This window comes from Nitrospira sp. Ecomares 2.1 (assembly GCF_965152585.1).
In genome coordinates, this window is record NZ_OZ224219.1 from 372,049 (window position 1) to 398,415 (window position 26,367).

A 26,367-nucleotide genomic window follows, 5' to 3' on the forward strand; every position below is an offset into this window, starting at 1 on the left:
CAGAGACGAGAGTGAAAAAAACAGATGAAGAGAGGAGGGAGGTTGTGAGTCCTGACGAATGCCCAGGAGAGGTTTTGAATCCATGCTATTAGCCAGCCATGCGGGCAGCGAGGGAGGCCGCTCCGAGCAACGCGGTATGTGGATTCAAAATCACCCGAACGGGTACCTTGGCCAGTAATCGTTTGTACCGGCCTTTTGCCAAAAAGGCTTTCATAAACGTGTCTTCTCGTAACGCGGATATGATTTTTGGGGCAATGCCCCCGCCAAGATAGACGCCGCCCATTGCCAGGGTTTTGAGTGCCATATTGCCGGCTTCGGCCCCGTAAATAGAGACGAAGAGCTGGAGGGCTTCTTTACAAATATCCGGTTTACCCGTCAATCCGGCTTCCGTAATCAATGCTGCGGGATCGCCGGTGGGAAGCTTTTCGGCAAACCAGGTGGGCTCGTTTTTCTTGGTGTCCCGGAAAAATTGATAAATGCTATGGAGCCCGGGCCCGGAAAGAACCCGTTCGTAACTCACATGTAAATAGCTGGTGCGCAGATATCGCAGCAGATCGATTTCCAAATCGTTATTGGGTGCGAAATCCGAATGTCCCCCCTCAGACGGACAGATGTGATAATCCTTCCCTGTCCACAGCAACAGCGATTCTCCCAGACCTGTTCCAGCGGCCAATAACACCTTTGTGCCGTCAGGTGGGGGAGAAGGAGCGTTGGGGTTGAGATCCTCAAGTTCATCCGGTCGAAGAAGCTGGAGTCCGTAGCCGGTGGCTTCCAAATCATTTAACAAACGGACATGTGGAATATTCAGGAACTCCGCGAGTTTGTCGCCTTCAATGATCCACGGAATATTTGTGGTTTTGCAGGTATTATTCAAGACCGGTCCCGGCACCCCAAAACAAGCGGCGGTAAGGGGTCCCAGTGGAGAAGGAGTAGTGGGTTCAGACGAAAGGGCATCGCTGTCGTCCGGGATTTCCTCCGATTCGGTGTCGGTAGAAGTCGGTTCTTCCAGAAATTCGGTCAACACTTCTTCGAAAGACTCGTAATCAGCGGTCCAAACCGTATCTTCCCGAATAGGGTCGACCCGTTCCTTATCCCAGTCAAACAGGGCCAGGTTGATTTTTGTCCCACCAACATCAGCTGCTAAAATCATGACTTGTTTCCCGTAAATATTACTTAAAGCATCAATTATCAGTCTTGCGGCACCATAGCCCAGGTAAAATACTCAGGGCAAGCCAGAGTCTGGATAGCCTCTCCTGGCAGAGCGGTATGCCAAGGAAAAGGTCAGAAAATGAGGTGAGAAGGAGACGTTCGCCTACCTATAGGAACGTCCAGGTTGAAAAGGTGGCCGCCTGTCCGAGCGGGGTTCCATCGGGTTTGCGAATGTTCCAAACCGTGGCGCGTTCCACTAAAAACCGTTTTCCGGATCGGGAGATCCGGACTCCACGATAATCGGCAATGAACCCCTTGGTTTTGGCCTGATGCAGCATGTGGGCACGTTCTTCACGATTCACAGGCTCGGCCGTGTGCCGGGAGGGCGTATGGGTCAGTTGGTCCCAATCCATTTCCCACAAGGTTAACGCGGTCCGGTTTCCATAATTGAGGATAGGGTCATCCTCCAATCCGTGAGAGACGACCACAAATGTGGAGTTAAACAAGCCTTCCGCCTGTTCCAGTGAGTTCCCCTGACGGGGAATCAGTTCCTTGTTTAGCCAATAGGCATAACTGTCTAACAGATATTGGGTCCATTCGACGGTTCGAGGCTGATGCCAGATGTCTTCCATTAACATTTCCTAGTCATTAGTATGTTACATGAGGTGATTCCATGCCAAAATCAGGGCTTCTGCCGCTATTACCTTCCGCTTTTTTCGTGTTTCTTTTTCTAGCCTATGAACTACCCTAAAAAAATGAATTTGGTCCTAATGCCTGGTCTGGATGGAACCGGAATTCTTTTTCAACCACTAGTCGAACAATTAAAGGATATCTTCCATGTTACGGTTATTGCCTATCCAAAAGATCGGTTCTCTTCCTTGCAGGAAATGGCGGAAATAGTAAAAGACCAGTTGAGCGCTCCTGAAGACACGATTGTATTAGCGGAATCTTTTTCAGGATTAGTGGCACTCACCCTTTTGGAGCAATATGCTATTCCTCTTCGTGGAATTATTTTTTGCGCAACCTTTGCTGAATCTCCCCGCCCTTTTTTACTCAAATGGCTAACAATGCTATCTGGAGGCTTGTCGTTGCTTTCTTGGATGCCTGGAATTTTTTACCGTGTGCTTTGTCTGGGATTTTCTGCTAACTCTTTTCAAGTGGAAAATCTGCAGGGGGTTTTAGCCAAAGTGCCTTCTCATGTTCTTGTGCATCGGTTACGGTTAATAACTAGGTGTTCCTTCTCTCAATGTTCAAACGTTTGGTCAACGCCCTGTGGGTATCTTCAGGCAACCCAAGATAAATTTGTGCCCGACCAAAGTGCTGTTTGGTTTGCTCATCACTTCCAATCATTTAATTTGAAGAAAGTTGATGGCCCTCATTTTCTTCTACAAATGAAAGCCCAAGAATGCGCGAAGTATATCTTAGAATTCAATCGGTATTTTCAGGTTGCCAAAGGCAGCATTCAAAATTGATTTGAAAAAGGGAAATCAAAAACTAAGTGGGAACTCAATATTCTCTAAAATTTGCTTGGCGATTTATTAGGGGGGTCATTATCGGTGCATTCGGTGTCAGGTCTTGGAATCATGTATCTTTCAAGTGGAGATCATCTGAGCTGGTCCGGCCGTGGTGGATTTCATGTCTGTTTCCCTGAGCAAGGATGATTTTATCCAAAAAAAGAACCGGCGCCTTCTTGATGGATTTTAGTGCCAGGTTTCGCCCCGGCGAACGAGGTCCTTTTGTTTCGGCAAAAGGACCCAAAACCATGGTGGCCGTGGCGTGGCCCTTCAGGGGCCCTGCGCCGTGTAGCCCACTCCGGCGGCGCGCAAACTCGCTGCGCTCAAACAATGCGCGCCTTCTTCCGCAGTCGGCAACACGGCTTGGCCTTGCCACAAGGCCACGGGATTCCAATGATGCTCTGATATTTTGGCACGATTCTCGGCATCACAGAAACCGCTCGTGCTGCTTTGGAACGTGGTATGTAAAAAAACCACTTCGCCTTTCCCTTTTTGCTTTATTCGACGCCTGCTGACAGGCTCTAGGGACAGACGCTCTGAGCATTCAGCAGACCTTGTTTGAGCGCAGCGAGTTGGTCTGCTCCCCTAAGGTTCGCGTCTGTCCCGTCCAATGAAGCCTGTCTGGGCGTCACTGGTTTTGGCCACTTTTGCCGAAACAAAAGTGGCTCGGCTGCCGGGACGAAACTCGGCATTACCAACTGAGTCGCATTTGTCGAGCTTTTGGTCAAAATCGTCCACGACTTTATTCCGCCCTTCTCTACTGTTTGGCGTTGCCTCATCACCCTCCTCCCCTCCCCCAATGGGGCGAGGATTGAAAGAGAACCTGGTCTGTGGCGTGGCGAAGCCGTACAGCCGACACCGGAGAAATGGCGGACAAGTATGTAAGCTCAGCGCAGTTTCTTACGCTCTTTTTTTAGTACTGACCGATCCCTGCTGTCCAGTCCCCTGAGTGAACGTTCTAGATCGAAATGTGGGAAAGAATGGCATCAGCAATGTGTTCCGGAGAAATTTGGTCGGTTTGAATCACATGGTCGGCGGCGGCTTGGTAATGCGGTGTGCGAATTTCAAGAATTTCTTCTATTTCTTCCACGAAGGACTTAGTTCCTGACAGCGAGGGCCGCTGCGTATCGCCGGATATCCGGCTGGCAATCGTTGAAACTTCGGCAGTCAACCAGAAAATCTTTCCATTCTCTTTCAGCATTCTGACGTTTTCTTCCTTCAGGATGAGTCCCCCGCCCGTGTCGATGACCAGATTTTCCTGACCGGTAAGCTTTTGACATACTCCCGTTTCAAGATTGCGGAAATGATCCCACCCGAATTGCTCGATAAGCTGTGGAATGGATTGCTTCGCCTCCTTGACGATTTCCTCATCAGTGGAGGTGACCGTTCGTCCGAGACGTTGTCCCAAAATTGTTGCCACAGTGCTTTTTCCCGTTCCTCTGTACCCTATTAAGACAATATTCATACATCTCCTGTTTTGAAGTGTTGGTTGAAAAGATGTTCGGACAGGTTGGACCGTAACGGGAGAGTAATTTCTCTTTAAAGCTGTTGGGAATAGCGGAGAGAACGCCAGGGAACTTTTTGTTCCGGCCTTCGGGCAGGGGACATCTTTGCGAGAATGTCGCCACGGCCATTCTTTCTCCTATTGAAATCTCCCTGGAAAAGTCTCTCGTTGACGCTGGGAACCATATCCAAACTCGATATTCTTTATTCAAGTGAAGTGGGAGGTGAGCACGTTACGCATTATCTCGGTCGGTGCGGATTTGCCAGTCCAAAGTTCAAACTGCCCGACAGCCTGATAGAGAAACATGTTGATCCCTTGGATGGTGCGGCATCCGGCGGCCTGCGCCTCTTGTAATAAACGCGTATTGAGCGGGTTGTAGACAATATCCATCACCGTCAGATCACGGTGTAACAGATGCTTGGGGACACAGCTTTCATCAATCTTTGGGTGCATGCCAATGGGGGTGCAATGAATGAGTAGTTGGGCTTGCCCCAAGGCGGAATGCAAGGTTTCGGGTGTTAGGGAGGCGTCATGCAAGTGGATGGGAGTTTTGGCTTTGAGGTCTCTCGCCAAGGTTGTCCGTTCCTGATCATCAACACCAAGGAGGGTGAGATGTTCAATTTTGCCTTCCACGCAGAGACTGAAGGCAATGGCGCGAGCGGCTCCACCGGATCCTAGAATGACGACCCGCTGTCCGGTGCGTTCCACTCCACCTTGCTTTAAGGCTTGGAGGGCGCCGGATGCGTCAGTGTTGGAGCCCACTAACAGGCCTCGGTCTTTGATGATGGTATTCACCGAGCCGATGTGTTTAGCGGTGGTTTCGACGGTATCCAACAAAGGTAGAATGGTGACCTTATGCGGAATGGTCACGCTGAGTCCCCGGATATTGCCTAATGCCGAGATGCCTAGAACGGCTCGTTCAAGATCCTGGACGGGAAAGGCCAAATAGACAAAATTTAATCCCAATTCACGAAAGGCCGCATTATGAATAGCGGGAGAAAGGGAGTGATCGACAGGATTGCCTATCAGGCCGCAGAGTTGGGTTTGTGCATTAATGTCCATAACAGGTGCTCTCGAAATAGATGAGAAATAGTGATCGAGAGTTATCACATAACCTGGCTGGAAACTCAACTTGTGTAAATGCGAACGTTGTCTGGGAGGTCGAGATGAATGAGGAAGTGAAATTAGGGTTGAGAGAAGGGAGCGTGTAATCCGGGGAGTAGATTCGACTCCCCGGATCTACACAGTGTGATGTCCGGGGGCGTTATCGTGACGCCTTTTTTTTTGCCGGAGATTTTTTCATTCGCACGGCGGCTTTTTTTGCCGGTTTCTTTTTTGCAACTTTTTTCATGGTTCCACCTCCCTTCCAATAATGTCGTAAGCAATACTATCCACGTTTATCGGTAGGACGATAAAAATCCTGAGGGATTGGAAGGACTTTTTTGCTGACCGGTGCCCGGTCGATTAGAAGATAGAGGTTTGAGGGAATGGTCTAGAGGTATGCAGTTTTGAGCGCATTCTTATATTGAAGGTTTATGGAGGGTTTGAGTGGAAGGTGGGAGTGGTGAAGGACAGACGGCTGGAAGACGAAGGTGAAACGCGGAGCCCTCTCCAGGCCGACTTTCCACAGAGATCGTCCCACCATGCAGTTCCACCAATTGTTTCACGATTGAGAGTCCCAACCCCAGGCCCTGTGTGCCGATTTCCGGTATCCGGTGAGCCTGGAAAAATGGTTGAAAGAGGCTGGCTTGAGCTTCCTGAGGAATCCCCGGGCCGGTATCGGAGATGGTAAGGAAGATGTGATCCGGAGGAGCGGGAGAGGCTCTTACCAGGATGCGCCCATCTGGTGGCGAAAATTTATGGGCGTTGTGGACGAGATTGGTGACGATTTGGTGGAGGCGGTCCTGATCGCCCCAGGCGGTCAAATTGTTTTCTGTGAGTTCGACCGTCAGGTGTTGAGCCTTGGTCTGGGTGAGCGGGAGTAATTCCTGCGTCACGTCCTCAAGGAGTTCGGACAGTGACACCGATGCATGCGCTAACCGGACGGTTCCTGCCTCAATACGAGACAAGTCGAGGAGGTCGGCAATCATACGGGTAAGTCGATTGGCGTTCGCACTGATTCTGGTGAGGTAGAGGTGTTGGCGTTCGGCTAGAGGGCCCACCATTCCATGAAGCAGATTTTCCGTGAATCCTTTAATCGAGGTTAAGGGTGTGCGCAATTCATGAGAGCAATGCGAGAGGAATTGGGATTTCATCCGGTCAAGTTCCTTGAGCCGGTGGTTGGCGGATTCCAAGTCTGTGTTGGCCTGTTGTAATGCCAGTGTTCGCTCCTGCACTTTGCTTTCTAACCCGATATTCAAGGCTTCAATTTCGTCATAGGCCAACGCCGTATCAAGGGCAATCGCCATTTCGTGCGCGACCGTGGATAATAAGTTTTGTTCGGTGATGGGTATGGCTTTCCGGTGGGTACTACCGATGATCAGCACACCAAGTGGTTGATTCTGACTAATCAGGGGAACCGAGAATCCGCTTTTCGTCCCGGCTTGCGCCAATATCTGTCGAGTGATGGGATGGCACTGACTCAGAATATCCGTGATGTCTTCAATGACGATGGGTTCTTTCGTGTGGAGGGTTCTGTGAAGGAGATCCTGTGGTGCTGAGGGAATGTGGGTGTTGTGAGTCAAGGTATTCCACTGTGCCGACATGCCTTCTGATTGAATCTTGTGAAAGAGTTGATGTGGTGCGTCCCATACGGCCGCCCAGGCATGCTCAAAGGAGAGGGAGCCTACAATGGCTTTAAGTCCTGATCCAATAATGGTTTCCCGGTCCAGGGTTGAGCCGATGTGGAGGGTGAGTTGATGCAGCATGGTTAATTCATCGACTCGTCGTCGGATCTCGATCAAGGTATGCTCTTGTGCGAGATAGGCCTCCCGTAATTCTTCGTGCCGTTGTTCAGCCGACTCCAATTGTTCTTGAATGATTTTCCCGCGCTCTTGAAGCTCTAGTCGGTCATCCCATAGCCGTTTTGCCAAGGGAAGGGTGAGCAAGGGGAGCAGGGAGAGTCCGGCACTGATCCACCAGGACTGCTCGGGAGCAAACACCCTCAAGAGCGCGACCGTGGCAAGCCCCAATGCGAGGCCTCCCACAATCCATCCCCGCATGGTCCGGCGCTCGGGGTCCCAGGTAAAGGCCCATTCGCAATAGGGGGCACCCTCGGCGATACAGCTCCGATCCTGGATGGTGGCAGCCCGTTTTCCAAACATGCGGGCCGGGACTTCTGCAACAGTTGCCTTTGTGGTGTGGCATATTCGTTCAGCACAGCCCTGCAGATACGGTCCGAACTGTTTGATCGTGGATTCGGACAATTGTAGCCGCATCACGGCATGGCCATTGGTGACCGATACGACCTCCGGCTTGAGCGAACCTTTGGTGAATTTTTCCACAAAGTGGGGGAAGAGGCGGTAGATCTGGGCTATGCCAAAGGGTCGCCCGAGGATTTGAATAATAGGTGAGAGAAATTTTTCCCGTCCCAGATTAAAGTGGAAATTCTCCTCATGCGAGAGCTGAACAGAAAATTCGGCCAAAAACATGGCAAACTCATAGGAATAGCTGTTCCAGTGGTTCTTGAGGAAATCGACGGTCACATGATAGGTCCGGTCGGGAATTCGCTCGTTCAGCAAGGCGACAAGAGTACCCAACGCCGCCTCTGCCGCCTCGGGTCCCTGACGTTGCTTTATAGCCTCTTCAAGATATTCAAGATTGGCGCGAATAGCGATCCCGCTCACATCCTGAATGGTTGCGCCCTGAGTATCCTTCCCGAATGGACGAAACTCCATGAGTGGACGTTCCAGAATGCGATGGGATTTTGGCAAGAGCGGCATAAGCATCCCTTATAAAGGAGGTAAACCGGTAGAGGGACTGTAATGGAATCGGAGAAAATGGTGAAGGGGGGACAAAAATTCAGAGAAGAGGCATTAGAAATTCATTCGCAGGGACACGGCTCCGACGTGGAGGGTGGTATCCCATTTACCGTTTAAGAGAGGTTGTTGGTTATTTTGAACGTTTCGTTCATCATACAGTAACGCTTGATAGGCTAAATCCACCCCGATGGCTTTCGCCCCAAAAATGTCACAGGGGAGTATCCCCAAAAATTTCCCTGGACCATGGCAGAGAAATCCCATCCCGGCTGAAAAGGCATTGAAGTCGGAATCTGGAACCGCAGGCTCGAATGTCCGGTCGGGAATAGGACTTTCCGATCTGACGTATCCCGTTCGAAAGGCCACATCCCAATGGGGGAGCGCAGAGGGGGAGAGGGCTTTGAATTCCGTTCCCACCATAAGGACCCAGGCATCTCCATAGTCGCGGGGATTTTGGATGGCAGCTCCATTAGAGAGTTGCAGATTGAGGTCTTTGAACCCTGACCAATCCGCATAGTCGAGATCGACTTCGACCTTCCACTCATGTTGCGCGTTCCGAATAGGCCATGCGGCGATGGCCCACGTGTAAATATCGGGGAGCTCAATGTTTGTGGCGGCACCGGCGAGTCGGGTTCCTCCGGCTAAAAAATCTCCTTTGAGGTCCAAATTGGGTCCGTTGCGATAGACAAATGCGAGATTGACGAGTGGATGACCGTCCTGATTACGAAAAGGTGTCCAAAGAACACTGGCGTTAAATCCCAAGGCGGTGTCGGACCCGTTCGCTTCCAGGCCTGTTCCGGCGGGTATACCAAACGCATTGCCTGGTGCCGCATTTTGTTGGAGTTCTGCCTGACCTTCTCCAATAAAGCTGGCAAATGTATAAATATCCAGCCCGCCTCCAACAGCGATATAGTCGTTGACCTTGTAGGCCAGAGTGGGCTTGATATCGATAAGGGGAAGGGACGCACTCGTGAGTATGGGAGAAATCAGGCTATCATCGGGATATTCGACTTTCAGGGCATACGGGGTGGTCACCCCGATTCCTACGGTCCAATTCTGGAGATTATCGAAGCCTAATGCAGGGAGGTTCGCGGTGAGAAACAAGGTGCTGGGTGGGGGATTGGCGATGGTCCCACCAACTCCACCCTTCACGTTTGGTCCCAGGTCGCTTTTAAATCGAACCGTACCTCCGATCAAGAGGGTCCCCGCATAAAATTGGATGCCTTTCAATTGGGTCATGCCCGCTGGGTTATAGTGAAGGGCAGACGCATCATCGGCTTGGGCAGTGAAGGCAGCCCCCTGGCCCGTAGCGGAAGCGCTATGATCGAGGATACGAAATCCTTCAGCATGTATGGTTTGGGGAATGGTGAAAGTATTGAGGAGCCCAAGGAAGAGGCAAAAAACCACAAGCCGGCAATAGATCAATGTCGTCACGTCTCCTCCTTGAGAACGGAAACCGATCAGAAATTCCGGGAAGTCTATGAAAAACAAGAGAAGATAGCAATCTTGATCAGGGATGAGCAACGAGTAAAATAGCGAAAAGTGTTGCCTCCTGACCGGTAATCATGGATTTCCTCTCTATTTTGAGAAGATGTTCGATGCATGCAGGGGGTTTTTGTTCACGAAGTCGGGTGGATAAATGTTGAAAAGGAGAATGGCATGCGGGTAAAAAAACTGTTGCATACGCGAATGCGGGTGAGTGACATGGAGCAGACGCTGGGCTTTTATCGAGACGTCCTAGGACTGGAAGTTGTGGAGCAGAAGGTGTCGCCACGGGGATCGCATCTGGCATTTTTGGCTGTCCCCAATAGCGAGGAACTGATTGAGTTGTGCAGTTTTCCGAGTAGCGGGGCTGTTAAGGTTCAGGAGGATCTTGTGCATTTGGCCTTTGAGGTAGAGGATTTGGAACAGACGATTCAGGAACTCCAAGTTAAAGGGGTACCGATCACGGATGGCCCCACTCGATCCTCATCCGGCAGCCGGTTTATTTTTATCGATGCGCCGGATGGCTATGAAATTGAGTTGATAGAACGACCAGCGGGAGTTGCCATCGTCTGACCATCAGGGGGCAAGGTAAGATAAGTAATGATAAATGCAGACACACGTACTCCTCAGATCCTCTCTGACCAACCAGGTCGCTTGAGCGGAATATTAAATAATCTTCCCAAGCAACCAGGGGTCTATCTCTTTAAGGATCGTCGGGGCGACATTATCTATATTGGAAAAGCCGCCGTGTTATCCGACCGGGTGCGATCGTATTTTCAGCATGGGGCCGATCTGACACCTAAAAGCCGGGTGTTGTATTCGCAGATCGCGGATTTGGAAACCATCATCACTCACTCGGAATTCGAAGCCCTTCTGTTAGAAAGCAATCTGATCAAGCGTCATCGTCCCCGGTTCAATGTGGTCCTTCGGGATGATAAACAATATCCCTATCTCCGGTTGCCGATTCAGGACGATTTCCCGAGGCTGTCAATCGTCCGTCGGGTCAAACAGGACAAGGCGTTATATTTCGGCCCGTATGTTCCTACAGGGGCCATGCGTGACACTCTGAAAGTGATTCGCAAGGTGTTCCCCCTGGCCACCTGCAAAATCGACATAAATGGGACCGCTGAGCGGGCCTGCCTGGAATTTGAAATCAAGCGATGCATGGCCCCCTGCACGGGAAATCAGACGAAGGAGGACTATCATCAGATTGTGAAGCAGGTACGTTGGTTTTTAGAGGGACGGGACACCGAATTGCTTGAGTCATTGCGGTCAGGCATGCAGGAAGCGGCAGAGCGGGAAGAGTATGAAGAAGCCGCGCGTCTACGTGATCAGATAGGGAACATTGAACGGATGTTGGCCAAACAACGGGTGGCGCAAATTACCGCACGGGAGCAGGATATCATGGGATTGGCTAGACTTGGTGGAGCAGCGGATGTGCAGATACTGTTTGTGCGAGGCGGCTTGTTAATCGGCCGTCGGGATTTCTTCTGGTCCGACGCTCACGGCGTCACTGATGAAGAACTGGTACGGTCGACGCTTGAACAGTTTTATGCCAAATCCGTCCTTCCCCCCAAAGAAATTTTACTTCCCGTGGGCTTTGATGATCTATCGCTAATCCAGCGCTGGTTGTCCGAGAAAAAAGAGAAAACCGTTCGCGTCCTGGTTCCGGAACGGGGAGCGAAATATGATTTGCTCCAGCTCGCACAGGAAAATGCCGCAGTGGCTCTCAAGGAACATCTTCGGGTGCAAACCGAATCCAGTGAGGCGGTGGAAGAGCTTCAGACGATCCTGGGGGTACCTCAGATTCCAACTCGCATTGAATGTTTTGATATTTCCAATACCATGGGAACCCATTCAGTTGCCTCCATGGTGGTCTGGGAACAAGGAAGAATGAAGAAGTCAGACTACCGGCGATTTCGCATTAAAACGGTAGAAGGCGCCAACGACTTCGCCAGTATGCATGAAGTGGTGAAACGCCGATACGGCGGATCGTTGGCTACCAAGCCAGGAAAAACGTTGCCGGAGCCCAACCTGGTCGTGATTGATGGTGGAGCCGGACAATTGGCCGCGGCCATGGAAGCCATGGCGGAAGTTGGGCTTTCACATGTCTCCATCTGCGGCCTCGCCAAAGCGAAGGGTGAAAAAGACGAACGGATTTTTTTGCCAGGTCACAAGACTCCCATCATCCTGCCCCTCAAATCCCCCGCCACGCGGCTGGTCCAAACCATACGAGATGAAGCGCATAGGTTTGCGATCACCTTTCACCGCAAATTGCGTGGCGACGCGATGATTCCCATCACACCCCTCCGTTCGACCAAATCTTCAAAAGTCGTATCCTAACGACGGTCGTTGCGATCATTTTTGTTGGGGTTGGTCGATAATCCCAAAAACGACAATCCTGATCTCACCAAAATTCCACGACATGCCACCATTTCTCCACAACATTTGGGAAATCATTTAACGGGAAGAGAAAAACCAGGTGAAAGAACATACTTTTATCATACGAAAGAGTATGATATTATCGTATGATAAAGGAGTATGATATATGACCAATCGTGCCACATTTACCTTAGAAGATGATGCGCTGGCCTATTTAAAACAAGTTGGTGGCGAGAATAAGAGCGCCTTTGTGAATCATTTGTTATTAGAGGATAAGAAGCGGTCGCTCAAAAAAGCCATCCTCCAAGCCAATCAGGAAGAGGCTGAAGATACCGCCTATCAGGAAGAGTTGTCCGAATGGGATGATACACTTGCTGATGGGTTGGAGACATGAACGAGTCAGCGTATCGCCAATTAGAAATCCGGTGGGTTGACCTTGATCCCACCCGAGGGGCCGAAACCAAGAAAAAACGACCCTGTTTAATCCTTCAAGGCGATGTGGTGAACCAAGGTTCCCGAACGGTGATTGTTGCACCGATACTACCTGGCCATAAGGACTGGCCGTTTGTCGTCAATCTCAAACCCACGAAAATCAATGGTCTGGATCAAGACCGTCACGTCAATTTAAAACAACTTCGAGTGGTCGATGTCTCACGGATAAGCAATAAACAAGGCACACTAGAAAAACGCTATCTGGACCCGATCAAAGCCGCGCTTGGTATTGTGTTCGACCTCTAGCAACCATCCATAATGTGCCATAAGTAATCTTATCACTCAATGAAAAATAGCAAAATTACATTTTCGAATTTGGACACACAAAGTGGATAAAGAACGAATAATCAATGCTCTTGCAATAGAGTTTCCTCATTCAATTAAAGAGCAGAAAGGGGGCACGTCATCAACTCCAGATTGGTCAGGGCAGGATTTCGATCGCCTGCGTCCGCTCATACATGAATTGGCAGCAATACTTAAAGAACAAGAAGAATTTTCTAGATATACCAATCTTATGATTACCCAAGGGTCTCGATTTATGCCGGATAGTGCCGCGTCTTTTTTATGTCAGAGGGCCAGTAAGGTAGGAAGAGAAATAGCCGTTGATAATTTGGCGAAAGTATTATCAACAAAAGAAGCTGATTTACTATGTATACTGGTCCTTAGAGGAATACGTTGTGAGCAGGAGGTGCAATTAAGAAAAGACGTAAGGCTTTTACCTATTCCCTTTTTACCCCCATCGAGACAACGAGATTCTTCCCTTGCACCATCAGGTCAACATGATTATGCACGACGGGAAGAAATTTCTGCTTTTAATCCAAGCGCAATAATAATGCAGGAAGCTATAGAGAGAGCTGCCCTAGTTGTGCTTGTTCGTGTTCAGCATTTTTGTACGATATTGGAAACGCTGAAATCCAAAATCGTAATGCAAATGTTATTATTGATACTTATAAAACCATGGATGAAATACGGCTCTGTCTTACATCTACAGGGCTTGGCTATCCACTTGCGGATTTACATTGGCAGCAATATTCAGATGATGTGCTGGAAGATGCCGTAGGGATGAAATCAAGATCGTATTGTGTATTAGAGCTTTTACCTCTTAATCAATGCGTTTCCGGAACGATTACCGAGGAAATTGCCAGGCCACTTGTTGAGGGATATTTCAAACTGCCTGATAATTTTAGAGGAAGGATGAAGACAGCTCTTAAGCACTTAAACCAAGCTATGTGTCATTCAATTGTTGGAGACAAGGCACTTGATCTATCCGTCGCACTTGAATGTTTGTTGCTAGGGACAGAAAAGGGAAATAATACTTTTAAGGTAGCTTTGCGCGCGGCTTTGACAGCTTATCCCAAATTAGAACAACGAGCGGCTTGCAGGAGTATTATTCAATCTATGTATGGGATTAGGAGTAAGCTGGTTCACAATGGAGAGGGCAGTAGCAATAATGAGACCGTGAAAGTGAAAGGGCAAGACCCAATGCCCGCACAAGAAGTTGTGAAGAAAGCAACCGATCTCACCGTATTGATAATACAAAATCTTATGAAAAATGAGGAAGAACCCGACTGGTTGAATCTAGAAATGTCAGGCAAACCGTTGCTGCCCGCTGAGTAGGTAAGCGATCTGCTTGTTGCTTCCAATAAATTTCGCTTATCAATCCCCTTTTCTGTTTATTAATTCCTATGAAATCCATTATTACTCAACCTCGTAGGTTTTATTGATCCTCCCCCACGATCCGGCCACATGTTGAGGAAGATCAAGGTGATCTAAACGCTGTCATTCGCAAAGGCTCTCCTTGCGGTCGTCCACGAATTTTTTTTCCTTTCCCATCCTTTTCAAACGTTTCTGGAGCAGTAATTTTATATTGAATGTTGCCAGCCGTGGTTATGGATGTCCCACTGGCTTTGAAAGCTGTGAGGATGTATTTCTTCGAAAAAATGCACGGTCGGATTACCAGCAGTTTTTATGGGAAAATCGTATGAAGCGAGGTGGTTTCCACTTCATGAAAAAATTGGGGGATGGCTGGGATGATGGGAAGAGGTGAATGTGAATTTTTTCTGGAGATTGTATTCTCCTTTTGTCCGTTTTTCGACCAACCCAAGGCTTCTTACTCCGGAGTGAGAGATTTAAGGTCTTCGAGGGCTCCACCGAAGGATACACACATCACGTATGAAGAGGAGGTGTGACGGATGCAATGCCCTCGATGTCAGGGAACCATGATAGTTGATCACTTTGTAGATATGGCTACGAGTGGCGAGATATGGATGCCTGGTTGGCGGTGTCTGATGTGTGGAGAAATCGTTGATCCGCTCATTGAGCATCATCGTCAACTGCAGCGTGAACATCAGGAAGTGGTTGGTGCCATTTCCGGATCAACCGCTCGCCCTCCCTCACCTGTTTTCGTGAAGTCGCGCAAGGCGAATAAGCGGTCCTTCTAACCTTTCTGTTTTTCCCCTTTTCCCTGTGCATTTATTCGCGATCCTGTGGTCTGCATGGCCTCCTTGCGAGTTGCTTGTCGGGTGGGTTTCTCTATGCTAGATTCCTCAGGATGCTGCGGAAAAATCAGCGTTTCCCAACGTCAAATCTAGAGGCAATGATCCTCTCAGTTTCCAAATTTCTTTATCCAATTTGACGAGGAAATATTTTTACCCATTCCGACATTCCTTAACAAATGTGACGAGGAAGCAGGGATGTATTTGTGGCGCATCATCGAGGCGGCCAACGAATCTTTTTTATAAGGCATAAGCATGGCACATACCTACGATCATCAGACCGTTGAAGCAAAGTGGCAGGCATATTGGGATCACTCCGGGACTTTTCAAGTTCAGGAAGATTCGGATAAGCCCAAATATTATTGCTTGGAAATGTTTCCTTATCCCTCTGGTCGCATTCATATGGGCCATGTGCGTGTGTATGCCATCGGGGATGTCGTGGCCCGCTATAAGACAATGCGGGGATATAACGTGTTGCACCCAATGGGGTGGGATGCATTCGGGTTGCCGGCCGAAAATGCCGCGATTGAGAAAGGGGTGCACCCCAACGTCTGGACTCAAGAGAATGTGGCCTATATGAAAAGGCAACTCCAACGGATGGGTCTGTCCTATGATTGGGATCGGGAGGTGAACACCTCCCAGCCCGAGTATTACCGCTGGAATCAATGGATCTTTGTGAAAATGGTTGAGCGTGGATTGGCGTATCGGAAACGCTCGGCAGTGAATTGGTGTCTTTCTTGTGAAACGGTCTTGGCGAATGAGCAGGTCCTGGAGAAAGAAGGAAAAGACGGGGGCGTGTGCTGGCGATGCGAGTCGGTCGTCATTCAAAAAGAATTGGAGCAGTGGTTTTTCCGGATTACGTCCTATGCTCAGGAATTATTGGATGGCTGTGAGCGGTTAGCGACCTGGCCTACTCGTGTGCTGGCCATGCAGCGGCATTGGATTGGGCGGAGCGAAGGGGTGGAGCTGGATTTTCCCTTAGCGGAGACCGTAGCCGGGCTACAGGCGATCCGGGTGTTTACCACGAGACCGGATACCATTTATGGCGCCACCTTCATGAGCCTGGCCCCGGAATCGCCCCTGGTCGAACAATTGATAACCGGGAGACCTGAGGCCGCAGGAGTGCGAGAGTTTGTGACTCGTGTGTCTCGGGTGGATAAAGCGACCCGTACGGCTGCTGATCGGGAGAAAGAAGGGGTGTTTACCGGCGCCTACGCCATCAATCCGTTTACCAAGGAACGCATTCCGATTTGGGTGGCGAATTTTGTGTTGTATGAATATGGCACGGGGGCGATTATGGCTGTTCCCGCGCATGACCAGCGAGATTTTGAATTCGCACAAACCTATCACATCCCGATTCGGCTGGTAATCCAAGACCCGGAAGGCAAGTTGGCCTCTGAAACCCTGGAGGCCGCCTATGTAGAACAGGATGACGCAGGCCTTTTGGTGAATTCAGGGAATTTTTCCAGCTTGTCCGTGTCGCAAGCCAAACAGGCCATCGGCGAATATGTGGAAACACAGGGATGGGGGAAACGAACCATCAATTTTCGGTTAAGAGATTGGGGGATCTCCAGACAACGCTATTGGGGCACGCCCATTCCGATGCTGTATTGTGATCGGTGTGGCATTGTTCCGGTCCCTGAAGGCGACTTGCCGGTGCTGTTGCCTGACGATGTGCCGTTCACGGGGAAGGGTGGGTCTCCACTTAAGGAATCTCCTTCGTTTGCACAAGCCACGTGTCCCACATGTGGCGGTCCGGCACGCCGTGAAACCGATACCATGGATACCTTTGTGGATTCGTCATGGTATTTCCTTCGCTATTGCTCGCCTAAAGACACCACACAAGCGGTGAATCCCCAGGCCGCACAACATTGGATGGCGGTGGACCAATATGTCGGTGGAATCGAGCATGCCGTGTTGCATCTGTTGTATGCACGCTTCTTTACCAAGGTATTACGTGACCTGGGTCTCACGACGGCTGATGAACCCTTCACCCATTTGCTCACGCAAGGCATGGTGACCAAGGACACCTATTGGTGTGAAGAGCATCGATGGCTGCTTCCCACTGAAATCAAAAAAAATGGTGAACAGCGCGTCTGTATTCATTGTGAGCAGGCCATTGTGACAGGCCGCACTGAGAAAATGTCCAAGTCTAAAAAGAATATTGCCTCCCCTGAGGACTTGTGTGACCGATATGGGGCGGACACGGCCAGAATGTTTTCGTTATTTGCCGCACCACCGGAAAAGGATTTGGAATGGAGCGATACGGGAGTGGAAGGATGCTACCGTTTTCTCAACCGGGTCTGGCGGCTGGTGCAGGATCTCCTTCCGGTCATGAATGGGACGGCTTCAAATCAGGGATCCGGCGAGTCCGTGCTTCTCCCTCAACTACAGCGGGCCACGCATCAGACGATAAAGAAGGTGACGGAGGATCTTGAGCGGGGTTTTCAGTTTAATACGGCCATTGCGGCTCTGATGGAATTTGTGAATGAGTTGTATAAGTTCTGGAAAGAACATCCGGGGGAGACGTTAACCCCTGCCGAACGAGCCGAGTGGCGAACAACGATGGAAACCTTGGTGATGTTGCTTGCACCCTTTGCTCCACATGTGACGGAGGAGTTGTGGGAAATCCTGGGGAAGCGGCCAGGGATGAGCCGGCAGGCCTGGCCCAAATTTGATCCCGTTCTAGTGGCCAGCGCCGAATGGACGATTCCTTTACAGGTGAATGGAAAACTCCGGAGTAAGATCGTGGTTCCAGCCGGATCGACAAAGGAGCAAATCATTACAGGGGCTCAGGCGGATCCCAAATTGGTGGAATGGTTGCAGGGCAAGGTCGCCCGCAAAATTATTTACGTGGAACAGAAGCTGGTGAATTTTGTCATTTAACGCCCTCCCACGAGGTAGGCTTCTTAAGCGGGTGAGATGGCTGCTGAGCGGATGGGGTGTCGTTCTCCTGTGTCTGAGTGCCGGATGTGGGTACCAATTCACGGTTGAGGGGCCGGGTCCGGTGGTCGGGGATAGTGCCGACCATGTTTCGCAAGGACCGCCGGTCCGTTTGGTCTTTCCTGTTCTAAAAAATAACAGCTTTGAACCAAACCTGGAATTCAAATACACCAGGTACCTTCGTCAGGCGTTTCAATCGGTCGGAAGCGCCGAATTTGTCGATGATGCCTCCGCCGATTTTATTATGGAAGGCGCGATCCTATCGGTCTCGCTTCCTTCGTTGGCCTTTACCCGCACGCAGACACAAGAAAGCCGAGTGATGGTGAGGGTGGTGGTGAGGGTGAAGGATCGGAAAACGGGAAGAGTCCGATGGTCTCAAGCCGGAACCAGTACGGCAGAGTTCTTTGTGGGGGCCAAATCAACCTCAGATTCCGAGACTGGATTGCAATTTAACCGGGTCTTGCAGGACCGGGCCGTTGAACAAGCGGGGATACAGGTGGCTGCCGACTTAGCCGATCAATTTTTGGGGGCCAGGGATCAGGGGGTTTTTGACAGGAATAGAAATGACGCTGTCCCGGATCCGGAATCCAGTGAGGACGAATCCCTCGATATCTCAGCGCCTCAGGGAGACTTTTTGCCCCCAGGTTCCCAGATGCCTTGATTAACGGAATGGTTTGGCAGGTTTCTCTCCTGCTTTGGGCGCATTCACCATGAAAGTTCATGAACTTCAAAGTCAGATCAACCGGCAAGGGTTATCCCCTCTGTATTTGGTGATTGGGGAAGAGCCCTATTTTCGCGATCAGGCCTTGAGCATTCTTCGTGCGGCAGGTCAGGAAACGGATGTTTCAAAGTTATCGGACCATTCAACGACCAATGATTCCTCCCAGATGTTTCATGTCGATGTCGTCTATGGTGATGAAACCGACGCGTCGGAAATATTAGCCATTTCTGAAGAAACCTCGTTTTTTTCTCTGAGGCGACTGCTCATCATTAAATGGGCAGACAAGCTGTCTGCCCGGGATGGTGAAGCCCTCATGCCCTATTTTCAGGCTCCCAATGAAACGACCACGCTGGTCATCACTGCGGCGAAATTGGATGGGCGAACGAAGTGGGTGCAAGACCTGAAAAAACGGGCGACGGTGGTGGAATGCTCTCCGGTATTTGAGGGGCAGCGAGCAGGGTGGGTCACGCAGCGAGCCCGAGAGTTAGGCTTGCAGTTGGAGGACAGTGCTTTGGAGATATTGAAGGATCAGATTGCCGAAGGGTTGTATGGGACGGCTGGTGAATTAGAGAAATTGGTGGCGTTTATGCCGGAAGGACATCGTGTCAGCGCCACGGATGTGGAAACGGTTAGGGGAAAACCGCCTGGTATTTCGGTCTTTGACTGGTCTGAAGCCGTCGCCCGAGGGGATCAGGGGCGAGCCCTGGATATCGTGGCAAAAAATTTGGAAACGGGCGAAGCACCCTTACGTATGTTAGGTGCCTTTTTGTGGCAGATGCGGAAGATTTGGAAAACGCACGCGTTGATGCAGGAAGGGCATGATGCGGGACAGGCCGCACGCCAGGCAGGAGTTCCCCCATTTCGTGCTCGTGAATTTGTCCAACAGGTGCAGCGGTGGAACGAGCCACTCCTCCGCAGGGCATGGGAACTATTCGCTCAAGCTGATTCGGCTCTCAAAGGAGGGCAGGCATCACGTCCGAAGCTTATTTTGGATGATCTGGTCATCCAACTGTGCCAGGCCACAAAAGCAGGTCAAGGCAACAAGGTCTTAGCTGGTCGCACGAAACCTCACAAGGTGTGAGATTCCGTGACCATTTTAACCGAATTATTTGGTCGAGAGAGTGTTGACGCGGGAGGCGAGGCGGGAAACCCAACGAGAGGCGGTGTTCCGATGAAGCGTGCCTTTGGTGACCGCTTTATGCAGCTCAGAGGTGGCTTCCCGCAAAGAAGCCTTGGCCTCGTCGCCCTTGTTATCTTTGACTGCCCCATTCACCTTCTTGATAAAGGTCCTTACCCGTCGCAGGATAGACCGGTTACGTTCCTGGCGCTTCAGAGTTTGACGAGCTGCTTTGATTGCTGAATGATGTCGATTAGCCATATTTTCCTCCAGAGAAAAAAACCGAATCGATTTTTTATCACAATTGCATGAAAGTGGTCAAATGAACGCGTCGTAAACTGTTGTGGTGTTCAAAAAACCTTATGACCCTTGAGAGATGAGTTTATCTTGAAAAATTAGGTCAAATATCGTTGGTGGGCGCGAGTGGTATTTGGCTTGCGACCCTTACGGCCCTCTGATAAGATTGCCCTCTTCTTCTGCGTGAAAATTCCATGTGATGGTGGGTGTAGCTCAGTTGGTTAGAGCGCCGGATTGTGGATCCGGAGGTCGCGGGTTCAATTCCCGTCACTCACCCCATTTATTTTCATAATCCACGTAAGCCCGTTTGTAGGTATGTTGTTGATGCCGCAAACTCCCATCGTGTTTTCTGCATTATCTCCGCCGGGTATTTTTTTCGAATAGACTAATATGACGGAATGATACGTTCTATTCCGCTAGTGCTGCTTCGCTTCCTTACTCCCAGACAACTTTGATGTACACATGAGTTGCTTTGGAGGCGAGTCATCATTTGGCCTGCCTCATTTTTGTTGGAATCAGATCTAGGGCACGATGACTTTTTGAGAAGAACCAAGTCCGCTAGTCATAGGTAAAGGGCAGGTATTGGTAGAGCCAGGTTTCGGTCAGGGTTCGATCCCCAAGCTTCAGGAAGAGGCGGAGATTGACCGGCTCCTTGCCTTCGACATAGAGATCGAAAGCTGCCCGCCAATTCCTGGTGCCGACCACTTGCAGGGCGTATTCGTTGTCGATTCGACCCTTGGACGTGCTGATGACCGGTTTAACTTTGTCCAGCTTGGCGATCTCATTGAGTGGCCCACCCTCGAAGTCAATCACGAATTTCCGGCCGCCTTTCGGGCGTGGCTGACCGGGAACGCCGGCATTGCCCAGTCGGGTGTGAATGACCCGGGCGACCGTATCGGACGGATAGGGTTCGGTCGCGACCCAATGAAGTCGATAGGTGTAATGCCACTCGGAGCCGGCCTTAACCGGTTCTTTCGGCAGCCAATAGATGACGATATTGTCATGGATTTCGTCGTCGGTTGGAATTTCGATCAATTGGATTGCGCCTTCGCCCCACTCACCTGCCGGCTCGATCCAGACGCTTGGCCTCCGGTCATAGAATACTCCGTCATCTTCATAGTGGTAGAAGGCGCGATCCCTCTGCAGCAAGCCAAAACCCCTGGGGTTGGTATCGGCGAAGCTATTGGTCATGACCGATGACGGGTTGTTGAGGGGACGCCAGATACGCTCGCCTGCCCCGGTCCACATTGTCAGACCGTCGTTATCATGGATTTCTGGCCGCCAGTCCCTGATCTGATGGCGATTATTTTCGGCATACCAGAACATGCTGGTCAGCGGTGCGATCCCCAGGCGTTTGATGTCCTGGCGCGGGTAGAGATTGGCGTCGATATCCATGAGGATCTGCTGGTTTTTGATGCAGACCATGCGGAACGCACCGGTGACGCTCGGGCCGTCGAGCAGGGCATAGACCACAAATTCCTTGCTGTCCGGGGTGCCCGGCTCCAACCAGAATTCGGTGAATCGGGGAAATTCCTCCGGGGTGGGCAGGGCCGGATCGATTGCCACGCCTCGCGCCGAGAGGCCGTATTGATTGAGTTCTCCGGAACTGCGGAAATAAGAAGCACCGAGAAACGCCATCCAATCGGTGGTTGCTCCTGGTCCATCCTGGAGGCGAAAGCCGGAGAAGCCAAGATCATCCGGAAAGACCTTGCCGAGACTGGTTCCGCCAAAGGTGTAGTACTCGGAACGGTAAAGAATTTCTCGGGACCGGCCATCATCAAGAGCATGAATCTTTACGGGCACTTTGAAATAGCGGCCAAGATGGAAGAACTGAGCCGGAAAATTCACGCTGCCGTCTTCGCCCAGCCCTCGCTCGCGTTTGAATACGATCTCCTGAAAGGCGTCGTAGTCGATTGATTCCAAGACCGCGTCATGACGGACCACAGGCTCCTCATAGGGCAACGTGGCCATTGCCTTGGCGCGTTGCTTCAGCTCATCAAATGAGAAAGGTTTGGCGGTATCGAACTGGATTCCGGAGGTCCCGGCTCCACTTCGCGCCTTGGGGAGGGCAGTCAAGGCACCGAGAGCGCCCATTACAACGAGAAATTGTCGGCGATTCAACATATTGGGACCACCTGCGAGGTGAAAGAAACCTGTGAAGACAGCATAGGATTTTGCCCTAACCCTTGTGGCGCATTGTCAGCCAATGCCAAAACACGGGGACTCATGAAAGAATTACCATCCACAGCCATATTTTGGTTTCCGTAGAGGGCTTCCGATTCTGGCCCTCGGCTCGACGTTTGGTGATAAGAATAGTAAATGGATTTGGGGAGGGTCAGATAAATACCAAAGAAGTCACCGGAGGGTCAATCAGCGCGGCCCCGGATCGGAGGGGAATACGCTTAAAACTCATATGTGTGTGTGAATTTTTGATAATTTTGAGGGGGATTGAAACACACTACCCTGGATTGTCAGACGAAGAAATTATCGGAATGGTGTTTTGGAGATGATCATGAATAGTTCGATCAATGGAGTGTTTTCTCAAAGCGAATTTTTTTGTTCCATTAATATGTAGAATGATGTAGACTACGATATCTTTCTTCATAATTAAGCTGAGTTATCGTGGACCAGGATAGTGTCATGCCCCCAACGTCCTTTCCTGACATGCCTACCTGCCTGCTCCAGGCAATTTCCAAACTCTTTCCATATATTCATCAGGATCATGGCTTCCCTGATCCGAATCACGACGCCTTGAAAATTAATTGAAAACCCATATACGGTGGACAGAAATGCCTTTTTGTTAACCAGACAGCCTGAAGAGATGTAGAAGCCATAAGCGGTTTAGAGAATATTGATGAAACGAAATGAGAAAGGACGCACAATGCGGAAAGCTCACGGGAAGGTATTGCCTTTAGGGGCTCTCGTTTTTGTCCTGGTAATGCTAGGGGGAGTGTTTCCGTCCATGGCTCAAGCCACTGTCCTCACAATCAACTTTGCAGGATCAGGCACTGGAAGGGTAGAAGCCAATTCTCCGGGGACTGATACGTTGAACATTTTTGCGAGTAACACGCTAGACTATGATCAAAATTCCTCTGTCACGCTTACCGCCGCTCCGACCGGGATCGGGGCATCACAGTCAGTCTTCAGCGGTTGGGCAGGTTGTACAAACACATCCGGAAATGAGTGCACCGTGCTTATGGATGGTGCTAGATCGGTAACCGTGACCTTTAATCTCGTCCCGGTCAGTCCACCGGTCACCCCTCCCGTTAATCTTTCTCTCAATTTTGCGGGAACGGGAACGGGACAGGTTGCTGGAAGTGGTGCGGGGACAGCGCCGTTCACTATATTTAATAGCCAAACAATATCCTATGACGTAGTGCAACCACCTTCTTCGGTTACCCTGACGGCTACTCCGACCGGTTTAGGGGCATCCCAGTCAACCTTTGCTGGTTGGAGCGGGGGCGGCTGTTCGGGCACGGGCACTTGTACGGTGAGTATGTCGGCCGCACGGACGGTGACGGCCACGTTTACTCTCGTGCAACGGACGCTGACGGTCACGAAGAGCGGGACGGGCAGTGGGACGGTCACCAGTAATCCTGCGGGCATCTCCTGCGGGAACGACTGTACCGAGGACTATGCCAATGGGACGTCAGTGACGCTGGCTGCGGTGGCGACTGCAGGCTCGACCTTTGCGGGATGGAGCGGGGGCGGCTGTTCGGGTACGGGCACCTGTATCGTGCCCATGTCGGCGGCGCGGGCGGTGACGGCCACATTTACGACCGTGCAACGGACGCTGACGGTCACGAAGGGTGGGACGGGCAGTGGGTCGGTCACCAGCACCCCTGGGGGCATCTCCTGCGGGAATGACTGTACCGAGGGCTATGCCAATGGGACCTCGGTGACGCTGATGGCGGTGGCGACTGCAGACTCGACATTTGCGGGTTGGAATGGGAGCGGGTGTACGGGCACGGGCACGTGTATCGTGAGTATGACGGCCGCGCGGGCGGTGACGGCCACATTTACGGTCGTGCAACAGACCCTGGCGGTGACGAAGTCCGGGGCGGGCAGTGGGACGGTCAGCAGTAATCCCGGGGGCATCTCCTGCGGGAATGACTGTACCGAGGGCTATGCCAATGGGACCTCGGTGACGCTGACGGCCGTGGCGAACGCAGGCTCGACGTTTGGGGGTTGGAGTGGCAGCGGGTGTACGGGCACGGGCACGTGTACCGTGAGTATGACGGCCGCGCGGGCGGTGGTCGCTACATTTGCGACCGTGCAAGAGACCCTAATGGTTACGAAGGGCGGGACGGGCAGTGGGACGGTCACCAGTAATCCCGCGGGCATCTCTTGCGGGAACGATTGTACCCAGGGCTATGCCAATGGGACGTCGGTGACGCTGACGGCCGTGGCGAACGCAGGCTCGACGTTTGCGGGCTGGAGCGGGAGCGGGTGTGATGGCACGGGCACGGGCACGTGTACCGTGAGTATGACGGCGGCGCGAACGGTGACGGCCACGTTTACTCAGAATCCCGGGAATAAACCGCCGTCGGTAAATGCGGGGCCCTCAGTTACGATTGTGCTACCGAATTCTGCGTCGCTGACTGGCACGGTGACCGATGATGGTCTGCCGGCCACGCCAGGGACGGTGACAACCACGTGGAGCAAAGTGAGCGGGCCGGGGACGGTGACCTTTGCTAATGCGTCAGCTCTGAGTACGACAGCCAGTTTCAGCGAAGCGGGCACATACGTCTTGCGGTTGACCGCGACGGACGGTGAGTTCGGACCAAGTTCAGATCTGACCATTACTGCGAATAATGCCCTGCAATTGACGGTCACGAAAGCCGGGACGGGCAGTGGGACAGTCAGTAGTACCCCTGGGGGCATCTCCTGCGGGAACGATTGTACCCAGGGCTATGCCAATGGGACGTCGGTGACGCTGACGGCGGTGGCGACTGCAGGCTCGACCTTTGGGGGTTGGAGTGGGAGCGGGTGTACGGGCACGGGCACGTGTACCGTGAGTATGACGGCGGCGCGAACGGTGACGGCGACGTTTACTCAGAATCCGGGGAATCAACCGCCGTCGGTAAATGCGGGGCCCTCAATTACGATTGCGTTACCGAATACGGCCACGCTGAACGGCACGGTGACGGATGATGGTCTGCCGGCCACGCCGGGGACGGTGACGAGCACGTGGAGCAAAGTGAGCGGGCCGGGGACGGTGACCTTTGCTAATGCGTCGGATCTAAGTACGACAGCCAGTTTCAGCGAAGCGGGCACATACGTCTTGCGGTTGACCGCGACGGACGGTCAGTTCGAACAAAATTCCGAGCTGACCATTACTGCGAATAATGCCGGTGCAAGAAGATTATCCAACGATTTGAACGCTGACGGAACGGCAGATCTGCTTTGGCGAAATAGTCTCAATGGCCTTGTGGTGGGCTGGCTCATGAAGGATGCTGCGGTGACCACGACCGGTGTGTTGGGTGGAGTCCCATCGAATTGGCAGATTATGGGGATGGGCGATGTGAATGCGGATGGCCAGGCCGACGTGGTTTGGCGAAACACGAGCACCGGTGTTGTGGCGGTGTGGTTCATGGATGGGTTAACCCACACCTCGACTAGTTTCCCTGGGAGTGCGTCCCTCAATTATGCGATCAAAGGAATCGGTGATGTGGATGGCAATGGAACCGCAGACCTTATCTGGCACAATAAGGTCAACGGTTCATTGGCTATCTGGCTTATGAATGGGTCGACTATTGCCCGTTCGGGCTTCCCTGGGAGTGCGCCTGTACAATGGGAAATCGTCGGTGTCGGTGATGTGGATGCCGATGAAAAAGACGATGTCGTTTGGCGAAATACGACGACCGGGGCGGTGGCGGTGTGGTTTATGGACGGCTTGACCCACACGTCGACTGGATTTCCAGGGAGTGCGCCTCTCAATTATGTCATCAAGGAAATCGGTGATGTGGATGGCAATGGTACTGCCGATATCGTCTGGCACCATAAACTCAATGGTTCGGTGGCCATCTGGATTATGAACGGGCCCACAGTGGCCTTTGTCGGATTTCCTGGTGGCGTGCCCCTGAACTGGCAGATCACCGGTATGGGTGATGTGAATGCGGACGGGCAGGATGACGTTATTTGGCAGAATCGGGCGAGTGGCGCAGTGGCGCTGTGGCTCATGAACGGGAAAGATGTCATGGATACTAAATTCCCGCGCGGCACTTCCACTGACTGGGAAATACAATAGGATGATCTGATGTGACATTGTTTGATGCTGAAGGCCAAACCGTCGTCGCAAAAATGAGAGTGATAGTTTCATTGTAGGTCCGCCGGGGACAGTTGTTTTAG

22 protein-coding genes and 1 tRNA gene are annotated in these 26,367 nt (G+C 51.5%); 13 read left to right on the forward strand and 10 right to left on the reverse strand.

Annotated elements, in window-relative coordinates; genetic code table 11:
• Positions 1 to 88: 88 nt before the first annotated feature.
• Together glk and ACWHYD_RS01715 are read right to left on the reverse strand one after the other, a co-directional pair.
• Positions 89 to 1,150 carry a glucokinase gene (glk, locus tag ACWHYD_RS01710; RefSeq protein WP_447964219.1) on the reverse strand — a complete coding sequence of 354 codons (1,062 nt, stop codon included), beginning with the start codon at positions 1,148 to 1,150 and terminating at the stop codon, positions 89 to 91.
• Positions 1,151 to 1,316: 166 nt separating this feature from the next.
• Positions 1,317 to 1,781 (reverse strand): MEKHLA domain-containing protein, encoded by a 465-nt coding sequence (locus ACWHYD_RS01715; protein WP_447964220.1) that lies wholly within the window; start codon positions 1,779 to 1,781, stop codon positions 1,317 to 1,319.
• Between the two features lie 255 nt (positions 1,782 to 2,036).
• On the opposite strand from ACWHYD_RS01715, the gene ACWHYD_RS01720 reads away from it, so the two are divergent.
• Entirely contained in the window at positions 2,037 to 2,621 is a 585-nt protein-coding gene (locus ACWHYD_RS01720; RefSeq protein ID WP_447964221.1) for a hypothetical protein, read from the forward strand.
• 312 nt (positions 2,622 to 2,933) lie between these two features.
• Here the strand turns inward: ACWHYD_RS01720 and ACWHYD_RS01725 are convergent, their stop codons facing one another.
• The 6 genes from ACWHYD_RS01725 to ACWHYD_RS01750 form a co-directional block, all read right to left on the reverse strand.
• Positions 2,934 to 3,140, reverse strand: coding sequence for a hypothetical protein (locus ACWHYD_RS01725; protein WP_447964222.1), 207 nt, complete (start codon positions 3,138 to 3,140; stop codon positions 2,934 to 2,936).
• A 44-nt stretch (positions 3,141 to 3,184) separates the two neighbouring features.
• Positions 3,185 to 3,442, reverse strand: a complete 258-nt coding sequence (locus ACWHYD_RS01730; RefSeq protein WP_447964223.1) for a hypothetical protein — start codon at positions 3,440 to 3,442, stop codon at positions 3,185 to 3,187.
• Between the two features lie 179 nt (positions 3,443 to 3,621).
• Positions 3,622 to 4,128 (reverse strand): shikimate kinase, encoded by a 507-nt coding sequence (locus ACWHYD_RS01735; protein ID WP_447964224.1) that lies wholly within the window; start codon positions 4,126 to 4,128, stop codon positions 3,622 to 3,624.
• Between the two features lie 246 nt (positions 4,129 to 4,374).
• Positions 4,375 to 5,229, reverse strand: a complete 855-nt coding sequence (locus ACWHYD_RS01740) for a shikimate dehydrogenase (RefSeq protein WP_447964225.1) — start codon at positions 5,227 to 5,229, stop codon at positions 4,375 to 4,377.
• Positions 5,230 to 5,687: 458 nt separating this feature from the next.
• Positions 5,688 to 8,048: an ATP-binding protein gene (locus ACWHYD_RS01745; protein WP_447964226.1), complete on the reverse strand. Its 2,361-nt coding sequence runs from the start codon at positions 8,046 to 8,048 to the stop codon at positions 5,688 to 5,690.
• A gap of 93 nt (positions 8,049 to 8,141) precedes the next feature.
• Positions 8,142 to 9,518, reverse strand: a complete 1,377-nt coding sequence (locus tag ACWHYD_RS01750; protein WP_447964227.1) for an OmpP1/FadL family transporter — start codon at positions 9,516 to 9,518, stop codon at positions 8,142 to 8,144.
• Between the two features lie 225 nt (positions 9,519 to 9,743).
• On the opposite strand from ACWHYD_RS01750, the gene ACWHYD_RS01755 reads away from it, so the two are divergent.
• The 10 genes from ACWHYD_RS01755 (at position 9,744) to holA (ending at position 19,683) form a co-directional block, all read left to right on the forward strand.
• The gene (locus ACWHYD_RS01755; protein ID WP_447964228.1) at positions 9,744 to 10,142 is read left to right on the forward strand and encodes a VOC family protein; all 399 of its coding nucleotides are present in this window, start codon (positions 9,744 to 9,746) and stop codon (positions 10,140 to 10,142) included.
• A gap of 27 nt (positions 10,143 to 10,169) precedes the next feature.
• Positions 10,170 to 11,912: an excinuclease ABC subunit UvrC gene (uvrC, locus tag ACWHYD_RS01760; protein WP_447964229.1), complete on the forward strand. Its 1,743-nt coding sequence runs from the start codon at positions 10,170 to 10,172 to the stop codon at positions 11,910 to 11,912.
• 205 nt (positions 11,913 to 12,117) lie between these two features.
• Positions 12,118 to 12,345: a type II toxin-antitoxin system MazE family antitoxin gene (mazE, locus tag ACWHYD_RS01765; RefSeq protein WP_447964230.1), complete on the forward strand. Its 228-nt coding sequence runs from the start codon at positions 12,118 to 12,120 to the stop codon at positions 12,343 to 12,345.
• On the forward strand, positions 12,342 to 12,689 hold the full coding sequence (locus ACWHYD_RS01770; protein WP_447964231.1) for a type II toxin-antitoxin system PemK/MazF family toxin: 348 nt from the start codon (positions 12,342 to 12,344) through the stop codon (positions 12,687 to 12,689). Before mazE ends, ACWHYD_RS01770 begins: the two co-directional genes overlap by 4 nt.
• 82 nt (positions 12,690 to 12,771) lie before the next feature.
• Positions 12,772 to 13,503 carry a hypothetical protein gene (locus ACWHYD_RS01775; RefSeq protein ID WP_447964232.1) on the forward strand — a complete coding sequence of 244 codons (732 nt, stop codon included), beginning with the start codon at positions 12,772 to 12,774 and terminating at the stop codon, positions 13,501 to 13,503.
• Positions 13,504 to 13,505: 2 nt separating this feature from the next.
• A complete protein-coding gene (locus ACWHYD_RS01780; protein WP_447964233.1) occupies positions 13,506 to 14,060 on the forward strand; it encodes a hypothetical protein in 555 nt (184 codons plus the stop codon).
• A gap of 575 nt (positions 14,061 to 14,635) precedes the next feature.
• Positions 14,636 to 14,884: a hypothetical protein gene (locus ACWHYD_RS01785; RefSeq protein WP_447964234.1), complete on the forward strand. Its 249-nt coding sequence runs from the start codon at positions 14,636 to 14,638 to the stop codon at positions 14,882 to 14,884.
• A 309-nt stretch (positions 14,885 to 15,193) separates the two neighbouring features.
• Positions 15,194 to 17,824 (forward strand): leucine--tRNA ligase, encoded by a 2,631-nt coding sequence (gene leuS / locus ACWHYD_RS01790; RefSeq protein ID WP_447964235.1) that lies wholly within the window; start codon positions 15,194 to 15,196, stop codon positions 17,822 to 17,824.
• A complete protein-coding gene (gene lptE / locus ACWHYD_RS01795; protein WP_447964236.1) occupies positions 17,814 to 18,542 on the forward strand; it encodes an LPS assembly lipoprotein LptE in 729 nt (242 codons plus the stop codon). The genes leuS and lptE overlap by 11 nt, the downstream gene beginning before the upstream one ends.
• Positions 18,543 to 18,591: 49 nt before the next feature.
• On the forward strand, positions 18,592 to 19,683 hold the full coding sequence (gene holA, locus ACWHYD_RS01800) for a DNA polymerase III subunit delta (protein ID WP_447964237.1): 1,092 nt from the start codon (positions 18,592 to 18,594) through the stop codon (positions 19,681 to 19,683).
• A 24-nt stretch (positions 19,684 to 19,707) separates the two neighbouring features.
• On the opposite strand, the gene rpsT is transcribed toward holA, so the two are convergent.
• Positions 19,708 to 19,980 carry a 30S ribosomal protein S20 gene (rpsT, locus tag ACWHYD_RS01805; protein WP_447964238.1) on the reverse strand — a complete coding sequence of 91 codons (273 nt, stop codon included), beginning with the start codon at positions 19,978 to 19,980 and terminating at the stop codon, positions 19,708 to 19,710.
• Between the two features lie 238 nt (positions 19,981 to 20,218).
• On the opposite strand from rpsT, the gene ACWHYD_RS01810 reads away from it, so the two are divergent.
• Positions 20,219 to 20,295 (forward strand) — tRNA-His (locus ACWHYD_RS01810).
• Positions 20,296 to 20,574: 279 nt separating this feature from the next.
• On the opposite strand, the gene ACWHYD_RS01815 is transcribed toward ACWHYD_RS01810, so the two are convergent.
• On the reverse strand, positions 20,575 to 22,140 hold the full coding sequence (locus ACWHYD_RS01815) for a glucan biosynthesis protein (RefSeq protein ID WP_447964239.1): 1,566 nt from the start codon (positions 22,138 to 22,140) through the stop codon (positions 20,575 to 20,577).
• A gap of 757 nt (positions 22,141 to 22,897) precedes the next feature.
• Here ACWHYD_RS01815 and ACWHYD_RS01820 point away from each other — a divergent pair.
• Complete coding sequence (locus ACWHYD_RS01820; RefSeq protein WP_447964240.1) at positions 22,898 to 26,266, forward strand: InlB B-repeat-containing protein; 3,369 nt, start codon at positions 22,898 to 22,900, stop codon at positions 26,264 to 26,266.
• The last annotated feature ends 101 nt before the right edge of the window (positions 26,267 to 26,367 follow it).

What these genes read in the sequence shown, in the direction of transcription:
- glk (WP_447964219.1), bottom strand. Translation starts at nt 1,150, where the DNA reads ATGATTTTAGCAGCTGATGTTGGTGGGACAAAAATCAACCTGGCCCTG.
- ACWHYD_RS01715 (WP_447964220.1), bottom strand. Translation starts at nt 1,781, where the DNA reads ATGGAAGACATCTGGCATCAGCCTCGAACCGTCGAATGGACCCAATAT.
- ACWHYD_RS01720 (WP_447964221.1), top strand. Translation starts at nt 2,037, where the DNA reads ATGGCGGAAATAGTAAAAGACCAGTTGAGCGCTCCTGAAGACACGATT.
- ACWHYD_RS01730 (WP_447964223.1), bottom strand. Translation starts at nt 3,442, where the DNA reads ATGAGGCAACGCCAAACAGTAGAGAAGGGCGGAATAAAGTCGTGGACG.
- ACWHYD_RS01735 (WP_447964224.1), bottom strand. Translation starts at nt 4,128, where the DNA reads ATGAATATTGTCTTAATAGGGTACAGAGGAACGGGAAAAAGCACTGTG.
- ACWHYD_RS01740 (WP_447964225.1), bottom strand. Translation starts at nt 5,229, where the DNA reads ATGGACATTAATGCACAAACCCAACTCTGCGGCCTGATAGGCAATCCT.
- ACWHYD_RS01745 (WP_447964226.1), bottom strand. Translation starts at nt 8,048, where the DNA reads ATGCCGCTCTTGCCAAAATCCCATCGCATTCTGGAACGTCCACTCATG.
- ACWHYD_RS01755 (WP_447964228.1), top strand. Translation starts at nt 9,744, where the DNA reads ATGCGGGTAAAAAAACTGTTGCATACGCGAATGCGGGTGAGTGACATG.
- uvrC (WP_447964229.1), top strand. Translation starts at nt 10,170, where the DNA reads ATGATAAATGCAGACACACGTACTCCTCAGATCCTCTCTGACCAACCA.
- mazE (WP_447964230.1), top strand. Translation starts at nt 12,118, where the DNA reads ATGACCAATCGTGCCACATTTACCTTAGAAGATGATGCGCTGGCCTAT.
- ACWHYD_RS01770 (WP_447964231.1), top strand. Translation starts at nt 12,342, where the DNA reads ATGAACGAGTCAGCGTATCGCCAATTAGAAATCCGGTGGGTTGACCTT.
- ACWHYD_RS01780 (WP_447964233.1), top strand. Translation starts at nt 13,506, where the DNA reads ATGAAATCAAGATCGTATTGTGTATTAGAGCTTTTACCTCTTAATCAA.
- ACWHYD_RS01785 (WP_447964234.1), top strand. Translation starts at nt 14,636, where the DNA reads ATGCAATGCCCTCGATGTCAGGGAACCATGATAGTTGATCACTTTGTA.
- leuS (WP_447964235.1), top strand. Translation starts at nt 15,194, where the DNA reads ATGGCACATACCTACGATCATCAGACCGTTGAAGCAAAGTGGCAGGCA.
- holA (WP_447964237.1), top strand. Translation starts at nt 18,592, where the DNA reads ATGAAAGTTCATGAACTTCAAAGTCAGATCAACCGGCAAGGGTTATCC.
- rpsT (WP_447964238.1), bottom strand. Translation starts at nt 19,980, where the DNA reads ATGGCTAATCGACATCATTCAGCAATCAAAGCAGCTCGTCAAACTCTG.
- ACWHYD_RS01815 (WP_447964239.1), bottom strand. Translation starts at nt 22,140, where the DNA reads ATGTTGAATCGCCGACAATTTCTCGTTGTAATGGGCGCTCTCGGTGCC.
- ACWHYD_RS01820 (WP_447964240.1), top strand. Translation starts at nt 22,898, where the DNA reads ATGCGGAAAGCTCACGGGAAGGTATTGCCTTTAGGGGCTCTCGTTTTT.